This is a genomic window from Arthrobacter subterraneus, from assembly GCF_900099735.1.
Taxonomy (GTDB): Bacteria; Actinomycetota; Actinomycetes; order Actinomycetales; family Micrococcaceae; genus Arthrobacter_D; species Arthrobacter_D subterraneus.
Map to the genome: position 1 here is coordinate 133,535 of NZ_FNDT01000002.1, position 15,938 is coordinate 149,472.

General features: G+C 65.0%; 15 protein-coding genes. 10 read left to right on the forward strand and 5 right to left on the reverse strand.

Going from position 1 to position 15,938, the window contains the following annotated elements:
* Positions 1-7: 7 nt before the first annotated feature.
* From uvrC to BLS52_RS03900, 10 genes are all read left to right on the forward strand, one after another.
* A complete protein-coding gene (uvrC, locus tag BLS52_RS03855; RefSeq protein WP_090584591.1) occupies positions 8-2,005 on the forward strand; it encodes an excinuclease ABC subunit UvrC in 1,998 nt (665 codons plus the stop codon).
* An 84-nt stretch (positions 2,006-2,089) separates the two neighbouring features.
* Complete coding sequence (rapZ, locus tag BLS52_RS03860) at positions 2,090-2,989, forward strand: RNase adapter RapZ (protein WP_026543646.1); 900 nt, start codon at positions 2,090-2,092, stop codon at positions 2,987-2,989.
* Positions 2,989-4,020 (forward strand): gluconeogenesis factor YvcK family protein, encoded by a 1,032-nt coding sequence (locus BLS52_RS03865; RefSeq protein ID WP_090584592.1) that lies wholly within the window; start codon positions 2,989-2,991, stop codon positions 4,018-4,020. Before rapZ ends, BLS52_RS03865 begins: the two co-directional genes overlap by 1 nt.
* Before the next feature lie 10 nt (positions 4,021-4,030).
* Entirely contained in the window at positions 4,031-5,011 is a 981-nt protein-coding gene (whiA, locus tag BLS52_RS03870) for a DNA-binding protein WhiA (RefSeq protein WP_026543644.1), read from the forward strand.
* A 123-nt stretch (positions 5,012-5,134) separates the two neighbouring features.
* Positions 5,135-5,761 carry a superoxide dismutase gene (locus tag BLS52_RS03875; protein ID WP_090584593.1) on the forward strand — a complete coding sequence of 209 codons (627 nt, stop codon included), beginning with the start codon at positions 5,135-5,137 and terminating at the stop codon, positions 5,759-5,761.
* A gap of 223 nt (positions 5,762-5,984) precedes the next feature.
* A complete protein-coding gene (gene gap, locus BLS52_RS03880; RefSeq protein WP_090584594.1) occupies positions 5,985-6,995 on the forward strand; it encodes a type I glyceraldehyde-3-phosphate dehydrogenase in 1,011 nt (336 codons plus the stop codon).
* A 7-nt stretch (positions 6,996-7,002) separates the two neighbouring features.
* On the forward strand, positions 7,003-8,250 hold the full coding sequence (locus BLS52_RS03885; RefSeq protein ID WP_090584595.1) for a phosphoglycerate kinase: 1,248 nt from the start codon (positions 7,003-7,005) through the stop codon (positions 8,248-8,250).
* Positions 8,251-8,285: 35 nt separating this feature from the next.
* Positions 8,286-9,101, forward strand: a complete 816-nt coding sequence (tpiA, locus tag BLS52_RS03890; RefSeq protein ID WP_090584596.1) for a triose-phosphate isomerase — start codon at positions 8,286-8,288, stop codon at positions 9,099-9,101.
* 20 nt (positions 9,102-9,121) lie between these two features.
* Positions 9,122-9,373, forward strand: coding sequence for a preprotein translocase subunit SecG (gene secG / locus BLS52_RS03895; protein WP_026543639.1), 252 nt, complete (start codon positions 9,122-9,124; stop codon positions 9,371-9,373).
* A 134-nt stretch (positions 9,374-9,507) separates the two neighbouring features.
* Positions 9,508-9,879 (forward strand): RNA polymerase-binding protein RbpA, encoded by a 372-nt coding sequence (locus BLS52_RS03900; RefSeq protein WP_175460081.1) that lies wholly within the window; start codon positions 9,508-9,510, stop codon positions 9,877-9,879.
* Here BLS52_RS03900 and pgl read toward each other — a convergent pair.
* From pgl to tal, 5 genes are read right to left on the reverse strand one after another with little or no spacing between them, the layout of a single operon-like run.
* Complete coding sequence (gene pgl / locus BLS52_RS03905) at positions 9,876-10,685, reverse strand: 6-phosphogluconolactonase (RefSeq protein ID WP_090584597.1); 810 nt, start codon at positions 10,683-10,685, stop codon at positions 9,876-9,878. The genes BLS52_RS03900 and pgl overlap by 4 nt on opposite strands.
* Positions 10,675-11,616 (reverse strand): glucose-6-phosphate dehydrogenase assembly protein OpcA, encoded by a 942-nt coding sequence (locus BLS52_RS03910; protein ID WP_090584598.1) that lies wholly within the window; start codon positions 11,614-11,616, stop codon positions 10,675-10,677. The genes pgl and BLS52_RS03910 overlap by 11 nt, the downstream gene beginning before the upstream one ends.
* The gene (gene zwf, locus BLS52_RS03915) at positions 11,613-13,154 is read right to left on the reverse strand and encodes a glucose-6-phosphate dehydrogenase (RefSeq protein WP_090584599.1); all 1,542 of its coding nucleotides are present in this window, start codon (positions 13,152-13,154) and stop codon (positions 11,613-11,615) included. The genes BLS52_RS03910 and zwf overlap by 4 nt, the downstream gene beginning before the upstream one ends.
* Complete coding sequence (locus tag BLS52_RS03920) at positions 13,155-14,792, reverse strand: glucose-6-phosphate isomerase (protein WP_090584601.1); 1,638 nt, start codon at positions 14,790-14,792, stop codon at positions 13,155-13,157.
* Between the two features lie 6 nt (positions 14,793-14,798).
* Positions 14,799-15,911 (reverse strand): transaldolase, encoded by a 1,113-nt coding sequence (tal, locus tag BLS52_RS03925; RefSeq protein ID WP_090584603.1) that lies wholly within the window; start codon positions 15,909-15,911, stop codon positions 14,799-14,801.
* Positions 15,912-15,938: the final 27 nt, after the last annotated feature.

Genomic DNA, 15,938 nt, shown 5'->3' on the forward strand with positions numbered 1-15,938 from the left:
TATTGGGGTGGCAGATCCAGCAACATACCGCCCGAGGACCGGCGAAATTCCGCAGGACCCAGGCGTGTACCGGTTCCGCGACCAGCACCGGCGGGTTGTGTATGTCGGCAAGGCGAAGAACCTTCGCTCCAGGCTCAACTCCTACTTTGCCAATCCCCGGGGACTGATGCCCCGTACCCGGGCCATGGTGCACACCGCGGCCAGTGTTGAGTGGACGGTGGTCGGCAGCGAACTTGAGGCACTCCAACTGGAGTACACCTGGATCAAGGAGTTCAATCCGCGGTTCAACGTGATGTTCCGTGACGACAAGTCCTACCCATACCTCGCGGTCACCCTCGGGGAGAAGTACCCGCGGGTGCAGGTCATGCGCGGCGACCGGCGCAAGGACACGCGCTACTTCGGCCCGTTCTACCCGGCGAAGGCAATCCGCGAGACGGTGGACACCCTACTGCGGGTCTTCCCCGTGCGCACCTGCAGCGCAGGAGTGTTCAAGCGCGCGGAGCGTTCCGGGAGGCCGTGCCTGCTGGGCTACATCGACAAGTGCTCCGCCCCCTGCGTCGGACGGATCTCACCCGAAGACCATCGGGAACTGGCAAACCAGTTCTGCGACTTCATGTCGGGTCAGGCCAACCGATTCATCCGTGAACTGGAACAGAAGATGTCCGCCGCCGTCGCCGGGCTGGACTACGAGTCTGCTGCACGCATCCGGGACGACATCGCCGCACTCAAACGCGTCTTCGAACGCAACACTGTCGTGCTCAGCGAGGATACCGACGCGGACGTGTTCGCCCTCGCGGAGGATGAGCTGGAGGCCTCGATCCAGGTCTTCCACGTGCGTGGGGGCAGAATCCGGGGCCAGCGCGGCTGGATGGTCGAGAAGGTCGAGGACATGAGCACCGCCGATCTCGTCGAGCACCTCCTGCAGCAGGTCTACGGCGAGGGCAACAGCAGCAACAACCGCATCCCGCGGGAGGTCCTCGTACCGGAAATGCCCAGCAACGAGGAGCAGATGCGCGAGTGGCTCCGGCGGCTGCGCGGCGCCGCCGTCGACATCCGCGTGCCCCAGCGGGGGGACAAGGCCACCCTGCTCGGCACCGTCGCGCAGAATGCCGCCGACTCGCTGAGACTGCACAAGAGCCGCCGCGCCGGAGACATCACCACCCGGTCCGCCGCGCTGCAGGAGCTGCAGGAGGCGTTGGAGCTTCCCATGCCGCTGATGCGGATTGAATGCTTCGACATCTCCCACGTCCAGGGCACCAATGTGGTGGCGTCCATGGTTGTCGTCGAGGACGGGCTCCCACGTAAATCGGACTACCGCAGGTTCTCGATCTCCGGGGACGCGGCCCGGGATGACACGTCATCGATGTATGACGTCATTTCGCGCCGGTTCCGGAATTACCTCGCCGAGCGGAATCCGCTGGATTCACTGCCGGGCGACGACGACGGCGGCAGCGGCCCCGTCGAACAGGAGCCGAAGATGCCTGCCCGCCAGAAGTTCGCCTATCCTCCGAACCTGGTGGTCGTGGACGGCGGACAGCCCCAGGTGCGTGCGGCCGCCCGTGCGCTCGAAGACCTTGGCATCGACGATGTCTTTGTCATCGGGCTGGCGAAGCGGCTGGAGGAGGTATGGCTCCCCGAGGGAGACTTCCCCGTGATCCTTCCCCGCGCCTCCGAGGGGCTGTTCCTGCTCCAGCGCATCCGCGACGAAGCCCACCGGTTTGCTCTCGCCTACCACCGGCAGAAGCGCGGCAAGTCCATGACCGTCTCCGTTCTGGACGAGGTGCCCGGGCTCGGTCCGGCCAAACGCCGGGCGCTGCTGAAGCATTTCGGCTCCGTCCGGAAGCTGAAGGCGGCGAGTGTTGAGGAGCTGCAGGAAGTACCGGGTGTGGGGCCGGCGCTGGCCGGGACCATCCGGCGTCAGCTGGCGGAAGGCAGCGGGGAGGGAACCGACCCGGCGCCCGCACCGGCGGTCAATATGATGACCGGCGAAATACTCGATTCTTAGTTAGGGTAGACGTGGACGCCGGCCGCGGGTCGGCCGACAGGAGCTCGACAGCTGTGTGCAAACGGTGGGACGGAAAACTTACATATGAACCAGACTGACGGTCTAACGCCGGTCAAACCTGCCGAGTCCGAACTCCTCGTGGTCACGGGCATGTCGGGTGCGGGCCGCAGTACGGCAGCCAATGCGCTGGAAGACCACGGCTGGTACGTCGTGGAGAATCTCCCGCCCCAGATGCTCGGCACCCTCACCGAAATCGTGTCGCGGACCCCGGAATCCATTCCGAAGCTCGCCGTCGTCATTGACGTGCGGAGCAAGGAACTGTTCCGCAATATCCAGGGTTCCCTGGCGGCTTTGCGGGCTGCGGGCATCACGTACCGGGTGTTGTTCCTGGACGCGGCAGACGACACCCTCGTCCGCCGCTTCGAGCAGGGAAGGCGCCCCCACCCGCTGCAGGGGGATGGCCGTATCCTGGACGGGATCTCCGCCGAACGGGACGTGCTGAAGGAACTCAAGCACGCCTCGGACGTGGTGGTGGACACCACCCAGCTCAACGTGCATGCGCTCGCCACCACCATCACCGAACTCTTTTCCGATTCCGGGCCCATCGTGCTGCGGCTGAACGTCATGAGCTTCGGATTCAAGTACGGGCTGCCGGTCGACGCCAACTTCGTCGCGGATGTCCGGTTCATCCCGAACCCGCACTGGGTGCCCGTGCTCCGTCCGCAGACCGGGCTCGACGGGCCTGTCCGGGACTATGTGCTGGACGCGAGCGGCGCCTCGCAGTTCATCGACCGGTACGTCAGCGCCCTTGAACCCGTCCTTGAGGGCTACCGCCGCGAGAACAAGCACTACGCAACGATCGCCGTCGGCTGTACGGGCGGCAAGCACCGCTCCGTCGCGGTGACCGAGGAGATCGCGCAGCGTCTCGCGCAGCTCCCCAGGGTGGAGGTAGCCGCCCACCACCGCGATCTCGGGCGGGAATAGTGGCAATCCTCACCGGATCACTGCCGCTGATACCAGCTACCTCGGCCGCGCGGGCCGGCGCGGGTACGCAGGACAACGCGCCGTCGGTGGTGGCGCTAGGAGGCGGTCACGGACTGTCCGCTTCACTGTCCGCCCTCCGCCTGCTCACCTCTGAGCTCACCGCTGTGGTGACGGTGGCCGATGACGGCGGCTCCTCGGGCCGCCTCCGCCGGGAACTTGGGGTGCTGCCGCCGGGCGACCTGCGGATGGCGCTGGCGGCGCTGTGTGATGACACGGATTGGGGGAGAACCTGGCGTGACGTGATGCAGCACCGCTTCGCCTCGCGCGAGGGCGTTCAGGGTTCCCTCGACAACCACGCCCTCGGTAATCTCCTCATCGTCACGCTGTGGGAACTGCTGGGTGACCCGGTTGCAGGGCTCCAGTGGGCCGGTGCCCTGCTCGGGGCGAGGGGCAGGGTGCTCCCCATGGCCAGCGTGCCGCTCACCATTGAGGGCGATGTGCTCACCGAGGTCGACGGCGGCCTCCGGATGCGCAGGATCAGCGGCCAGGCCCAACTCGCCATGGCCGGAAGCTCGGGAAACGTCAACAAGGTCCGGCTGCTTCCCGAGGACGCCCCGGCGTGCGTCGATGCGCTGAATGCGATCGAACTGGCGGACTGGGTCATTCTGGGGCCGGGTTCCTGGTACACCTCGGTGCTGCCTCATCTCCTCCTGCCCGAGCTGCGCGATGCGCTGTGCACCACCACGGCGCGGCGCTGCCTGACCATGAACCTGAGCAATGACACCAAGGAAACCCAGGGGATGAGCGCCGTCGACCATCTCTCGGTGATCAGGCGGTACGCTCCGGAATTCCGCGTCGATGCAGTGATTGCCGACCCGTCGGTCGTCTCCGACCGCAATGAGTTCGAAGCTGCGGTAGCTGAAATGGGCGGGCGTGCGTTCTTGGGTAAAGTAGGCTCTTCAAGCGGCGGACCGGTTCATGACGCGTTGCGCCTGGCAACGGCCTACCAAGACATGTTCGGCGAATTTTAGGAGGATGTCTGTGGCGCTGACCGCGGATGTGAAAGAGGAACTCTCACACCTCGACGTCAAGAAGTCGTCGGTACGCAAGGCTGAGGTTTCCGCACTCCTGCGCTTCGCCGGCGGCCTGCACATTATCTCCGGGCGCATTGTCATCGAGGCGGAAGTGGACCTGGCGTCGACCGCGAGACGGCTGCGTGCGGCCATCGCGGATGTCTACGGGCACAACAGCGAAATCATCGTGGTGTCAGGGAACGGTCTGAGGCGCGGCAACCGTTACGTGGTGCGCGTGGTCCGCGACGGGGAGTCGCTTGCCCGGCAAACCGGCCTGCTCGACAACCGCGGAAGGCCGGTGCGGGGGCTGCCGTCCGTCGTCGTCAATGGTTCCGCGGCGGATGCGGAGGCCGTCTGGCGAGGCGCCTTCCTGGCCCATGGGTCTCTGACCGAGCCGGGCCGCTCGTCAGCTCTGGAGGTCACGTGCCCCGGGCCGGAGTCCGCGCTGGCACTTGTCGGTGCCGCGCGGCGACTCGGTATCACCGCGAAGGCCCGGGAGGTCCGTGGGGTTGACCGCGTGGTCATCCGGGACGGGGATACCATCGCCGCCCTCCTCACCCGCATGGGAGCACACGACGCCCTGATGGTGTGGGAGGAGCGCAGGATGCGCAAGGAGGTCCGCGCCACCGCGAACCGGCTTGCCAACTTCGATGACGCCAACCTTCGGCGGTCCGCGCAGGCAGCCGTGGCAGCGGGCGCCCGCGTTGAACGGGCCCTGGAGATCCTCGGTGAGGAAGTCCCGGACCACCTGAAGTACGCGGGTGAACTCCGTGTGGGGCACAAGCAGGCAAGCCTCGACGAGCTGGGTCGGATCGCGGATCCGCCCATGACCAAGGACGCCATCGCCGGTCGCATCCGGCGCCTGCTCGCCATGGCGGACAAGCGTGCGGCGGAACTGGGGATCCCGGGAACCGATGCCAATGTGACTGCAGACATGCTGGATGACTGAATACGTGCTTAGGATGGGACTTCAAGGGGTTCCGCGTGCCGTCAGGGTGGCGGGGCCTCACCTGGAGAACCGCAACAGCCGGGCGGCAAGCCCGGAACAGCAATACAGGACCTGGAGGATTTCGTGAGCGAATACGTACTGCCCGAACTCAACTACGACTACGCCGCCCTTGAGCCGCACATCTCTGCGCGGATCATGGAGCTCCACCACAGCAAGCACCATGCTGCTTACGTCAAGGGAGCCAATGACGCCCTCGCGCAGCTCGCCGAGGCCCGCCAGAACGGGGACTTCACCAATATTCCCAAGCTGTCCAAGGATCTTGCCTTCCACACCGGCGGCCACGTGAACCACTCGGTTTTCTGGAACAACCTCTCGCCGGACGGAGGCGACAAGCCGGAAGGTGAGCTGGCCGCTGCGATCGACGATGCGTTCGGCTCATTCGACGCATTCCGCGGACACTTCAATGCCGCCGCACTGAGCCTCCAGGGATCAGGCTGGGCGCTGCTTGCCTGGGAGCCCATCGGCGGCAACCTCGTGATCGAGCAGCTTTACGACCAGCAGGGCAACGTTCCCGTCGGAACCACCCCGCTGCTCATGCTCGATATGTGGGAGCACGCCTTCTACCTTGACTACGTCAATGTCAAGGCTGACTACGTCAAGGCCTTTTGGAATATCGTGAACTGGGCCGACGTCGCCCGCCGCTTCGAGGGCGCCCGCGCAAACGCGAGCGGGTTGATCACCCTGTCATAACCCCTTCCACCCGCATCGGCGTAACCTTTCCTGCCTGACCGGGCAGGAAAGGTTCCCGATGCGTAAGATGATTCCTGTCGCCTCCGTCACATTCCACGGGGCTGCAGCCATGAACGCTTTACAAACGCGCACAGTGCGGTGCATTGATTTCAGACGCCGGACCGGTCCGCCTTTTTAAGGGCAACAGCCGCCGGCAGCAACCCCTATCAAGGAGATAGAAACTGTGACTACCCGTATAGGAATCAATGGGTTCGGGCGCATTGGGCGCAACTACTTCCGCGCGGCCCTCGAACAGGGCGCGGACCTCGAAATCGTGGCCGTCAACGACCTCACCAGCCCCGAGGCGCTTGCCCACCTGCTGAAGTACGACTCCGTGACCGGCCGGCTCGGCGTCAGCGTGGAGGTTGCCGACGGCGGACTCGTGGTGGACGGCAAAACCATCAAGGTCCTCGCCGAGCGCGACCCTTCGAACCTGCCCTGGGCGGACCTGGGCGTCGACATCGTCATCGAGTCGACCGGTTTCTTCACCAAGGCCTCGGATGCACGTAAGCACATTGACGCCGGCGCCAAGAAGGTGCTCATCTCCGCTCCCGCATCCGACGAGGACATCACGGTTGTACTCGGCGTCAACGACGACCAGTATGATCCCGAAAACCACCACATCATCTCGAATGCATCGTGCACCACCAACTGCCTCGGGCCGCTGGCGAAGGTACTCAATGACGCCTTCGGCATCGAGCGCGGTCTCATGACCACCATCCACGCCTACACCGCTGACCAGAACCTCCAGGACGGGCCGCACAAGGACCTCCGCCGGGCGCGCGCAGCGGCCATCAACATGGTTCCGACCTCCACCGGTGCTGCGAAGGCCATCGGTCTGGTTCTGCCGGAGCTGAAGGGCAAGCTCGACGGCTACGCCATCCGCGTCCCGGTCCCCACCGGCTCCGCCACTGACCTCACCGTCACCGTCGGCCGCGAGGTTTCGGTCGAGGAAGTCAACGCTGCTTACAAGGCCGCCGCAGCGGACGGACCGCTCAAGGGCTACCTCACCTACACCGAGGATCCGATCGTGTCCTCGGATATCGTCACCGACCCGGCGTCGTCCATCTTCGACTCCGGACTCACCAAGGTGATCGGTAACCAGATCAAGGTGGTTTCCTGGTATGACAACGAGTGGGGTTACTCAAACCGGCTCGTTGACCTGACCGAAATCGTCGCGGCAAAGCTTTCCTAGGGAAACCGTGAGCTACTCCTCCCTGGATGAACTGCTGAACGAGGGCGTCCGCGGGCGGCGTGTTCTGGTCCGGTCGGACCTCAACGTGCCGCTCGAGGGCGACCTCCCCACCCTGCGGGTGACGGACGACGGCCGCATCCGCGCCTCGCTCCCGGTGCTGCGCAAGCTCACGGAGGCCGGTGCCGCCGTGATTGTGATGGCCCACCTCGGGCGTCCCAAGGGCGCCCCGGAAGAGAAGTATTCGCTGAAACCCGCCGTGGACCGGTTGTCTGAACTTGCCGGCTTCGACGTGGCGTTCGCTGAGGATGTCACCGGGGACAGCGCGCGTGAGCGTGCCCAGGCACTCTCGGAAGGGAGCGTCCTCGTCCTGGAGAACGTCCGGTTTGACCCGCGCGAGACAAGCAAGGACGACGCCGAACGGGCATCTTTCGCAGACGAGCTGGTGCAGTTGACCGGTGAAAACGGCGCCTACGTGGATGACGCGTTCGGAGCGGTTCACCGCAAGCATGCGAGCGTCTACGACGTGGCCTCGCGACTGCCTGCCTATCAGGGCGACCTGGTGAAGGCGGAGGTTGATGTGCTGCAGCGGCTCACCACTGACCCGGAGCGGCCTTTTGTGGTGGTCCTCGGCGGTTCAAAGGTCTCCGACAAACTTGCAGTCATTGAAAACCTCCTCGGTACAGCTGACCGCCTGCTGATCGGTGGCGGCATGGTGTTCACCTTCCTGGCAGCCCAGGGTCACCAGGTCGGCTCCAGCCTGCTGGAGGAAGACCAGCTGGACACGGTACGGGGCTACCTCGCCCGTGCCAGGGAGGCCGGAACGGAATTTGTGCTGCCCACCGACATTGTGGTGGCAGAGAAGTTCGCGCCCGACGCCGGCCATGAGATCCGTCCGGCTGACGCAATGGAGTCAGGGGAGTTCGGTTCCTCCGGGCTGGGACTGGATATCGGCCCGGACTCCGGTGCAGCCTTCGCGCGGGAGATCGGGCAGGCACGCACCGTCTTCTGGAACGGCCCCATGGGAGTCTTCGAGTTCGACGCCTTCGCAGCAGGCACGAAGGCGGTTGCGCAGGCACTGGCCGAAGCCACCGCTGCCGGCGCACTCACGGTGGTAGGTGGCGGCGACTCCGCTGCGGCGGTCCGGGGACTCGGATTCGACGAATCCAGCTTCAGCCACATCTCCACCGGCGGCGGAGCCAGCCTGGAATACCTTGAGGGCAAGGAACTCCCCGGCCTGACCGCTCTGCAGCGCTGACATCCATCCGCAGTACTTCTAGAACTGGAGACTCCATGACTTCCTCGACGAACGGAACATACGACCGTCGTCCGCTCATCGCCGGCAACTGGAAAATGAACCTGGACCACGTCCAGGGCATCACCCTGCTGCAGAAGCTCGCGTGGACCCTCGACGACGCGAAGCACGATTACTCGCGGGTGGAGGTCGCGGTCTTCCCGCCCTTCACTGATCTGCGGGGCGTGCAGACGCTGGTCAAAGGCGACGACCTCGACATCGTGTACGGCGGACAGGACCTCTCGCCGGAAGACTCGGGCGCCTACACCGGCGACATCTCCGGGCAGTTCCTTGAGAAGCTCGGATGCACCTATGTGCTGGTTGGCCACTCGGAACGCCGGACCATCCACAACGAATCCGATGAACTGTTGAACCGGAAGGTCCAGGCAGCATACCGGCACAATCTTGTACCGGTACTGTGCGTCGGTGAAGGGCTCGAGGTCCGTCAGGCCGGAACCCACGTCGAGCACACTCTGGCCCAGTTGCGCCAGGACGTTGCCGGTCTGGACCCAGAGCAGGCCGGCGAACTCGTTGTGGCCTACGAGCCCGTGTGGGCCATCGGAACGGGAGAAGTCGCAGGGCCGGCTGATGCCCAGGAGATGTGCGCGGCCATCCGCGCGGAGCTCGCGGCACTGTTTGACGAGTCGGTCGCAGCCCGCGTGCGCCTGCTCTACGGAGGATCGGTCAAGGCTTCCAATGCGGCGGCGATCCTCAAGGAGCGCGACGTCGACGGCGTGCTCGTCGGCGGAGCGAGCCTCGACGTCGATGAGTTTGCTAACATTGTCAGGTTCGAGCACCATCTGGTGACCGGTTAAGGTCACACTGAAAGGTCACCGTGGAAATTCTCCGTATCATCCTGTTGGTACTGCTGGGTATCACCAGCCTGCTGCTGACACTGCTCATTCTGCTCCATAAAGGCAGGGGCGGTGGCATGTCCGATATGTTCGGCGGAGGTATGACCACCAGCATGGGATCGTCCGGAGTTGCCGAGCGCAACCTTAACCGGTTCACGGTGGCGCTTGGGCTCGCCTGGGGTGTAGTCATCGTGGCACTGGGCCTGATCCAGCGTTTCGCCGGGGATTCCTGACACCCGGCGGCCGGTGAAATCGGTCTCGGTCCAAAGCGGCACTGTGAGCCGCCAAAGCTATCCCGCGTCCACCACATCAGGGCGTACACTGAACCTCGAACGCAGGTCGTGTGCGGTACTGATGGGAGAAATCCATGGTGAACGCGGGACACGCTTTTAAGGGAACGCGCGTCGGGTCAGGCTACAGCGCCGGGTCCTCCGGGCACCTCGATGCTGAGCGCAGGCGCGGCGTCGTCGACCGAACCGTTGTCAGCTACTGGTGTCTTGAGGGACACGAGACAAGGCCGACCTTCGCGAAGCTGAACGAGACCGAAATCCCGGAGGTGTGGGAGTGCGGGCGTTGCGGCAGTCCCGCCGGACGCTCACCCGGGGTGGACCTCAACATTGACGGGGACGAGCCCTTCAAGAGCCATCTCCAGTACGTCAAAGAACGCCGCACCGAAGCGGAAGCGGCCAGGGTGCTGGAGAATGCGCTGGCGCAGTTGCGCCGGCAGCGCTCCGTCTAGACCGCGTCCGTGTCGCCGTTATCGATCAGGCGTCCGGGGAGCTGGCTCGCCGCTTCCTGATCAATCAGCCATAGGGTCTTTTTCCGGCCACGCGCGCCCGCCGCAGGCACCTGCACAGGGCCCGCTCCTGCAAGAGCGAGACCGACCGCTCCGGCCTTGTCCGCGCCCGCTACGGCGAGCCAGACTTCCTCGGCCGAGTTGATTGCCTCGAGGGTGAGGCTGACGCGCTCCGGCGGCGGCTTCGGAGCGCCGCTGACGCCCACCACCGTCTGCCCCTTGGTGCGGATTCCTGACATTTCAGGGAAGAGGGATGCCACATGCGCGTCCGGCCCCACACCGAGCAGCAGGATGTCGAACCTGGGCAGCCGCGGATCGGAGAGCTCAAGGCCCAGGGCCGCCTCCTTCCGGGCCGCCTCCTGGAGCCGGGCCGCATAACCGGCAGCGGCGTCATCCTGGCTGTTGAAGGCATCGGAGCTTCCGAACTCATGAACGCGCTCGTCGGAAACTCCGAGCTGGTCCAGCAGTGCAGCCCTGGCCTGATCGGCGTTGCGGTCCTGGTTCCCGGCGGGCAGGAACCTCTCGTCTCCCCACCAGAAGTCGACGGCAGACCAGTCGACGGCGGACCGTATCGGCGACTCTGCGACGGCGCGGAGGGCGCCGATGCCCAGGGTTCCACCGGTGAGGACCACGGTTGCTGTGCCGCGTTCATTCTGGATATCCACCAGGCGCGTCAGGAGCCGGGCCGCCACGGACGCTGCCAGGAGGCCCGCATCAGGATGGATACTGACTTTTGGTTCAGTGTTCACTGGTCCGTACGCTCCTCAGGTTTGTCCGTGCGAGCCCTTCGGTGATGACCTCCCCGAATACATCATCAGGGTCAAGCCGCCGCAGCTCCTCTGCGAGACAGTCTTTCAGGCTGCGGCGGGGGAGGGAAATTCGTTGCACCGGCTGGTCGGGCTGGTGCAGCTCGGCCACCGCCCGTCGTGGACGGTCCAACTGGACGTCTCCGGCCGGGCGTGAAAAGCGGACGCTGTGCAGACCGGTTCCCGGTTCACCGGCTTCGATGGACACCGGCGTGTCAAGCGCCAGAGTGAGCCACGCCGCGAGGAGGACCGTGCTGGGTGAATCCGAGGCTCCCTCGACCGTCACAGCCGTGATGGGGGAGCCGTCCAGCTGCTCCAGCACGGCGGCAAGCTGGATCCGCCAGTTGGTCAGCCTTGTCCAGGCGAGGTCCGTGTCGCCGGCCTCATACGTGCGCCGGATGTTGAACAGGGCGGCGGTGGGGTCCGCCTCATTGGCAGAGTCGGTGATGCGGCGGTGAGCAATACTGCCGATCGATGTCCGCGCCGCCGCTTCCGGGACGCCGTGCGGCCACCAGGCGACGATGGGTGCGTCCGGGAGGAGCAGCGCGGACACGAGCGACTCACTCTCGCCTGCGAGCTCGCCGTAACCCGTCAGTACAATCACTTCCGAGGCGCCCGCGTCGCCGCCAACGCGAATCTGTGCATCAAGGCGGGTTTCTCCGGAGTCCTTGCCCTCCGCCAGCACGATGATGCGGCAGGGGTGTTCCCTGCTGGCTTCATTCGCCGCGAGGATGGCCTCCTCCTCGTGGCCCGAGCGGGTGATGACCACGAGCGTGAGCACCCGTCCAAGGGCAACGACACCGCCCTTGTCGCGCATGGTCATGATTTCCTTGGAGACCTTGGAGGTCGTTGTATCGGGAAGATCGACGATCATGGCCGCCTCCAGGTCCTTCCATCGCGGGCAAGCAATTCATCGGCAGAGGGCGGTCCCCAGCTGCCGGGGACATATTTCTCCGGTGGATCGGCAAGCGTGGACCAGTACTCCTCGAACGGGTCGAGGATCTTCCACGAAAGCTCCACCTCCTCGTGGCGGGGGAAGAGCGGCGGCTCGCCCAGCAGAACGTCGAGAATCAGCCGTTCATAGGCTTCAGGACTCGACTCGGTGAAAGAGTGGCCGTAACCGAAGTCCATCGTCACATCACGCACCTCCATCTGCGTGCCCGGAACTTTCGAGCCGAAGCGGATCGTGGCGCCCTCGTCCGGCTGAACCCGGATAACAACGGCGTTCTGGCCGAAGTCGCCCTCGTTGTGGTCGAGGAACAGCAGGTTCGGTGCCCGCTTGAAGACGACGGCGATCTCGGTGACCCGGCGGCCCAGACGCTTGCCGGCGCGGAGGTAGAACGGCACGCCGCTCCAGCGGCGGGTATGGATATCCAGCCTGACCGCCGCATAGGTTTCGGTCGTGGAGTCGGCCGGGATCCCATCCTCGTCCAGGAAGGCATTGACCAGCTCACCGCCCTGCCAGCCGCCGTCGTACTGTCCCCGCGCTGAGTGGGTGGACAGGTCCTCGGGAAGCTTCACCGCGGCCAGCACTTTTTCCTTCTCGGCCCGGAGGTCCTCCGCATTGAAGGAGATCGGTTCCTCCATCGCGGTCAGTGCCAGCAACTGGAGCAGGTGGTTCTGGATGACGTCCCGTGCGGCGCCGACGCCGTCGTAATAGCCTGCACGGCCGCCGATGCCGATGTCCTCAGCCATGGTGATCTGGACGTGGTCAACGTAGTTGGCGTTCCAGAGCGGTTCGAAAAGCTGGTTCGCGAACCTGAGCGCAAGAATGTTCTGGACGGTTTCCTTGCCGAGGTAATGGTCAATACGGAAAACCGCATCCGGCGGAAAGACCTGCTCCACAATGGCGTTCAGCTCGCGCGCTGATTCCAGGTTGTGGCCGAAAGGCTTCTCGATAACCACGCGGCGCCATTTGCCCTCTTCGGGCTGGGCGAGTCCGTGTTCGGAGAGCTTCTGACAGACAAGCTCGAACGCCTTCGGCGGGATGGACAGGTAGAACGCGTGGTTCCCGCGCGTCCCGCGCGTCGAATCCAGGTCTTCGACCGTTTTCTTCAGCTCCACGAAAGCTTCGTCGTCGTCGAAGTTTCCCTGGACAAACCGGATGCCCTGGGAGAGTTGCTCCCAGACCGACTCGTCGAACGGGGTCCTCGCGTACTGCTTGACGGAGGACAGAACTTCCTGCGCAAACTCCTCGTCGCTCCAGTCCCGGCGGCCGAAACCCACCAGCGCGAAGCTGGGCGGCAGGAGTCCGCGGTTCGCCAGATCGTAGACGGCGGGCATCAGCTTCTTGCGGGCCAGATCGCCTGTCACCCCGAACAGGACCAGGGACGCGGGACCGGCGATCCGGCTGAGCCGCCGGTCCCGCGGGTCCCGTAGCGGATTTCTGGACTTGGTGCTGTTCTCAGGCATTTACCCGTTTCCGTTTTCAGCTGATTGACCGGACAGGTGGCTGATGACGTCCTGAAGCTGCCGCAGTCCCTCTGCACGGTCGGCAAGATGCAGCCTCAGGACCGGGCGGCCCGCGTCCTGGAGAACCTGTGCGTCTCCCGCGGCCTGGGCCGTGATCAGCTCACCGAAGCTGAACGGGCGTTCCGGGATGGCGAGGTCCTCGGTGGTGGCGCCCGTGATCTGCAGGAAGACGCCGACAGGCGTACCACCCTTGTGGAACTGGCCGGTGGAGTGAAGGAACCGCGGTCCCCAACCGAACGTCACCGGACGGCCCGTGATTCCGGCCAGGGCAGGACGGATCCCGGCCAGGGGTGCTTCTGCGATGCGGTCAAGGTAGGCCTGCACCGCGAGATACCCGTTGGATTCCAGTGCGCCGAACAATGACTCAAGTGCTTCGCCGAGGGTGGAGGCTGTGCCGAGAAGAGCAGTGCTTCCGCGCACCTCAACCGCTCCGTCCACGAAGTTGGCCGGCACGGACTCGGGCTGTGCATCGAGCAGCCCACGGGCAGCCTGCTTGGCTGCCTCGACATCGGGCTGGTCAAACGGGTTGATCCCCAGGAGCCGGCCGGCCACGGCAGTGGCGAACTCCCAGGCCAGCAGTTGGCTGCCGAGGCTGCCGCCGACGGCGATCGAGTCGCCTTCGGGCTCCGTGGTGGACTCCGGCGAGACGAGGTGGACCGCGAGCACGTCGGGGGCGCCGGAGGACAGTTCCGGCGCATCCTGCTCCACCACGACGGGAAGGACTCCCGTACCCAGTTTGCCCGTCGACTCAGCGATGAGCTGTTCGACCCAGTCGCCCAGGCCGACAATCCCGGAGCCCTCGTCCGCAAAGACGATCTTGTCCCGCAGGGGAAGTGTGCCGCCGAGGACGGCGCCGAGGCGCAGCCCGACGTTGCCCGCGTCGTCATCGGTCAGGAACTCGGAGATTGACTCAGCATCGTCAAGCAGCGAGGCGAGGTCCGCACCGGCCAGGCCGGAGGGCACCAGCCCGAAGGCCGTCAACGCGGAGTACCTGCCGCCGACGGTCGGATCCGCAGTGAAAACAGCGCGGTAGCCTGCCGCGCGGGCGGACTCGTCCAGCGGGGAGCCCGGATCGGTGACGATGATGATCCGGCTCTTCGGGTCCACTCCGGCGTCTGCGAACGCCTGCTCAAAGGCCCGGCGCTGTGAGTCGGTTTCAACCGTGGAACCCGACTTCGAGGACACAACGACCGCCGTGCTCCCGATGCGGTCTGCCAGCGCTGCGCGGACCTGGGCCGGATCGGTGGAGTCGAGCACAGTCAGTTCCACTCCTGCCGACCGGGTGATGACCTCCGGTGCCAGGGAAGAACCGCCCATACCGCACAGCACAATGTGGTTCACCCCATCGCCGTGCAGGTCGCTGCGGAGCTGCGCAATGTCCGGAAGAAGCGCGCGTGACGCTTCAATGAGGTCGACCCAGCCGAGACGGACCGAGGCCTCGGACTCCGACTCGGGACCCCAAAGGGTGGAGTCCTTCGCCATGATCCGTGATGCAACCCGCTCCTCAACCAGCTCCGGCATGGCGCGCTCGATCGCTTCGGCGGCGGCTCCGGATGCATTGACAAAAAGGGTAGCCATGGACAATCAGCCCTTCGCGGAGTCGAGCGCCGCGGTGACGGTCTCGAGGAGCTCGTTCCAGCTCACAACGAACTTGTCGAGTCCCTCTTCCTCGAGAAGGTGCACGACCTCCTTGTAGGAGATGCCGATGTTTTCGAGGCGGTCGAGGACCTCATTTGACTCGGCATAGGTTCCGGTCACCGTATTGCCGGTGATTTCACCGTGGTCAGCCGTGGCCTCCAGGGTCTTTTCCGGCATGGTGTTGACGACGCCCTCGGCGACAAGGCCAGTGACGTACAGGGTGTCCGGGTACGCCGGATCCTTGACGCCGGTCGAAGCCCACAGAGGACGCTGCGGGTGTGCTCCGGCGGAGGCAAGGACCTTCCAGCGCTCGGAGCTGAATGCTTCCTGGTAGACCTGGTAGGCGAGACGGGCGTTTGCGAGCCCGGCCTTGCCGCGCAGTGCGGCGGCCTCATCGGTGCCGAGGGCATCAAGGCGCTTGTCAATCTCTGCATCCACGCGGGAGACAAAGAAGGAAGCGACCGAGTGGATGGTGGCGAGATCATGTCCGTTCTCCTTCGCCTGCTCAAGGCCCAGCATGAAGGCGTTGATGACCTCGCGGTAACGCTCGAGGGAGAAGATCAGGGTCACGTTCACGCTGATACCGGCAGCAAGGGTTGCAGTGATTGCCGCAAGCCCCTCAGCGGTTGCCGGAATCTTGATGTGGACGTTGGTCCGGCCCACTGCGTCGAACAGGTGGCGCGCCTCGGCGATGGTGCCCTCGGTGTCCCGCGCAAGCCGGGGGTCAACCTCGATCGAGACGCGTCCATCGACGCCGTCGGTCTTCTCGGCGACCGGAGCAAAGATGTCACATGCCTGAGCAACATCGGTGGTGGTGATCTCGAAGACGGCGGTGTCGACGTCGGCGCCGTTTGCAGCGAGCTGCTTGACCTGGGCCGAGTAGGATTCGCCGTTCTTCAGCGCTGCGGCGAAGATGCTCGGGTTGGTGGTGACGCCTACGACGTTCCGTTCGGTGATGAGCGCCTTGAGCGTTCCGGTGGTGATCCGCTCACGGGAGAGGTCATCCAGCCAGATGGATACGCCGGCCTGGGAAAGTGCGGCGGTAGGGGTGGGAGTCATGGGTGTTCTCCTTGAACCAGATGGGTT

Excerpts from the sequence above, each read along its gene's own strand:
- rapZ (WP_026543646.1), top strand. The coding sequence starts at position 2,090 with ATGAACCAGACTGACGGTCTAACGCCGGTCAAACCTGCCGAGTCCGAA.
- tpiA (WP_090584596.1), top strand. The coding sequence starts at position 8,286 with ATGACTTCCTCGACGAACGGAACATACGACCGTCGTCCGCTCATCGCC.
- BLS52_RS03900 (WP_175460081.1), top strand. The coding sequence starts at position 9,508 with ATGGTGAACGCGGGACACGCTTTTAAGGGAACGCGCGTCGGGTCAGGC.
- BLS52_RS03910 (WP_090584598.1), bottom strand. The coding sequence starts at position 11,616 with ATGATCGTCGATCTTCCCGATACAACGACCTCCAAGGTCTCCAAGGAA.
- zwf (WP_090584599.1), bottom strand. The coding sequence starts at position 13,154 with ATGCCTGAGAACAGCACCAAGTCCAGAAATCCGCTACGGGACCCGCGG.
- BLS52_RS03920 (WP_090584601.1), bottom strand. The coding sequence starts at position 14,792 with ATGGCTACCCTTTTTGTCAATGCATCCGGAGCCGCCGCCGAAGCGATC.
- tal (WP_090584603.1), bottom strand. The coding sequence starts at position 15,911 with ATGACTCCCACCCCTACCGCCGCACTTTCCCAGGCCGGCGTATCCATC.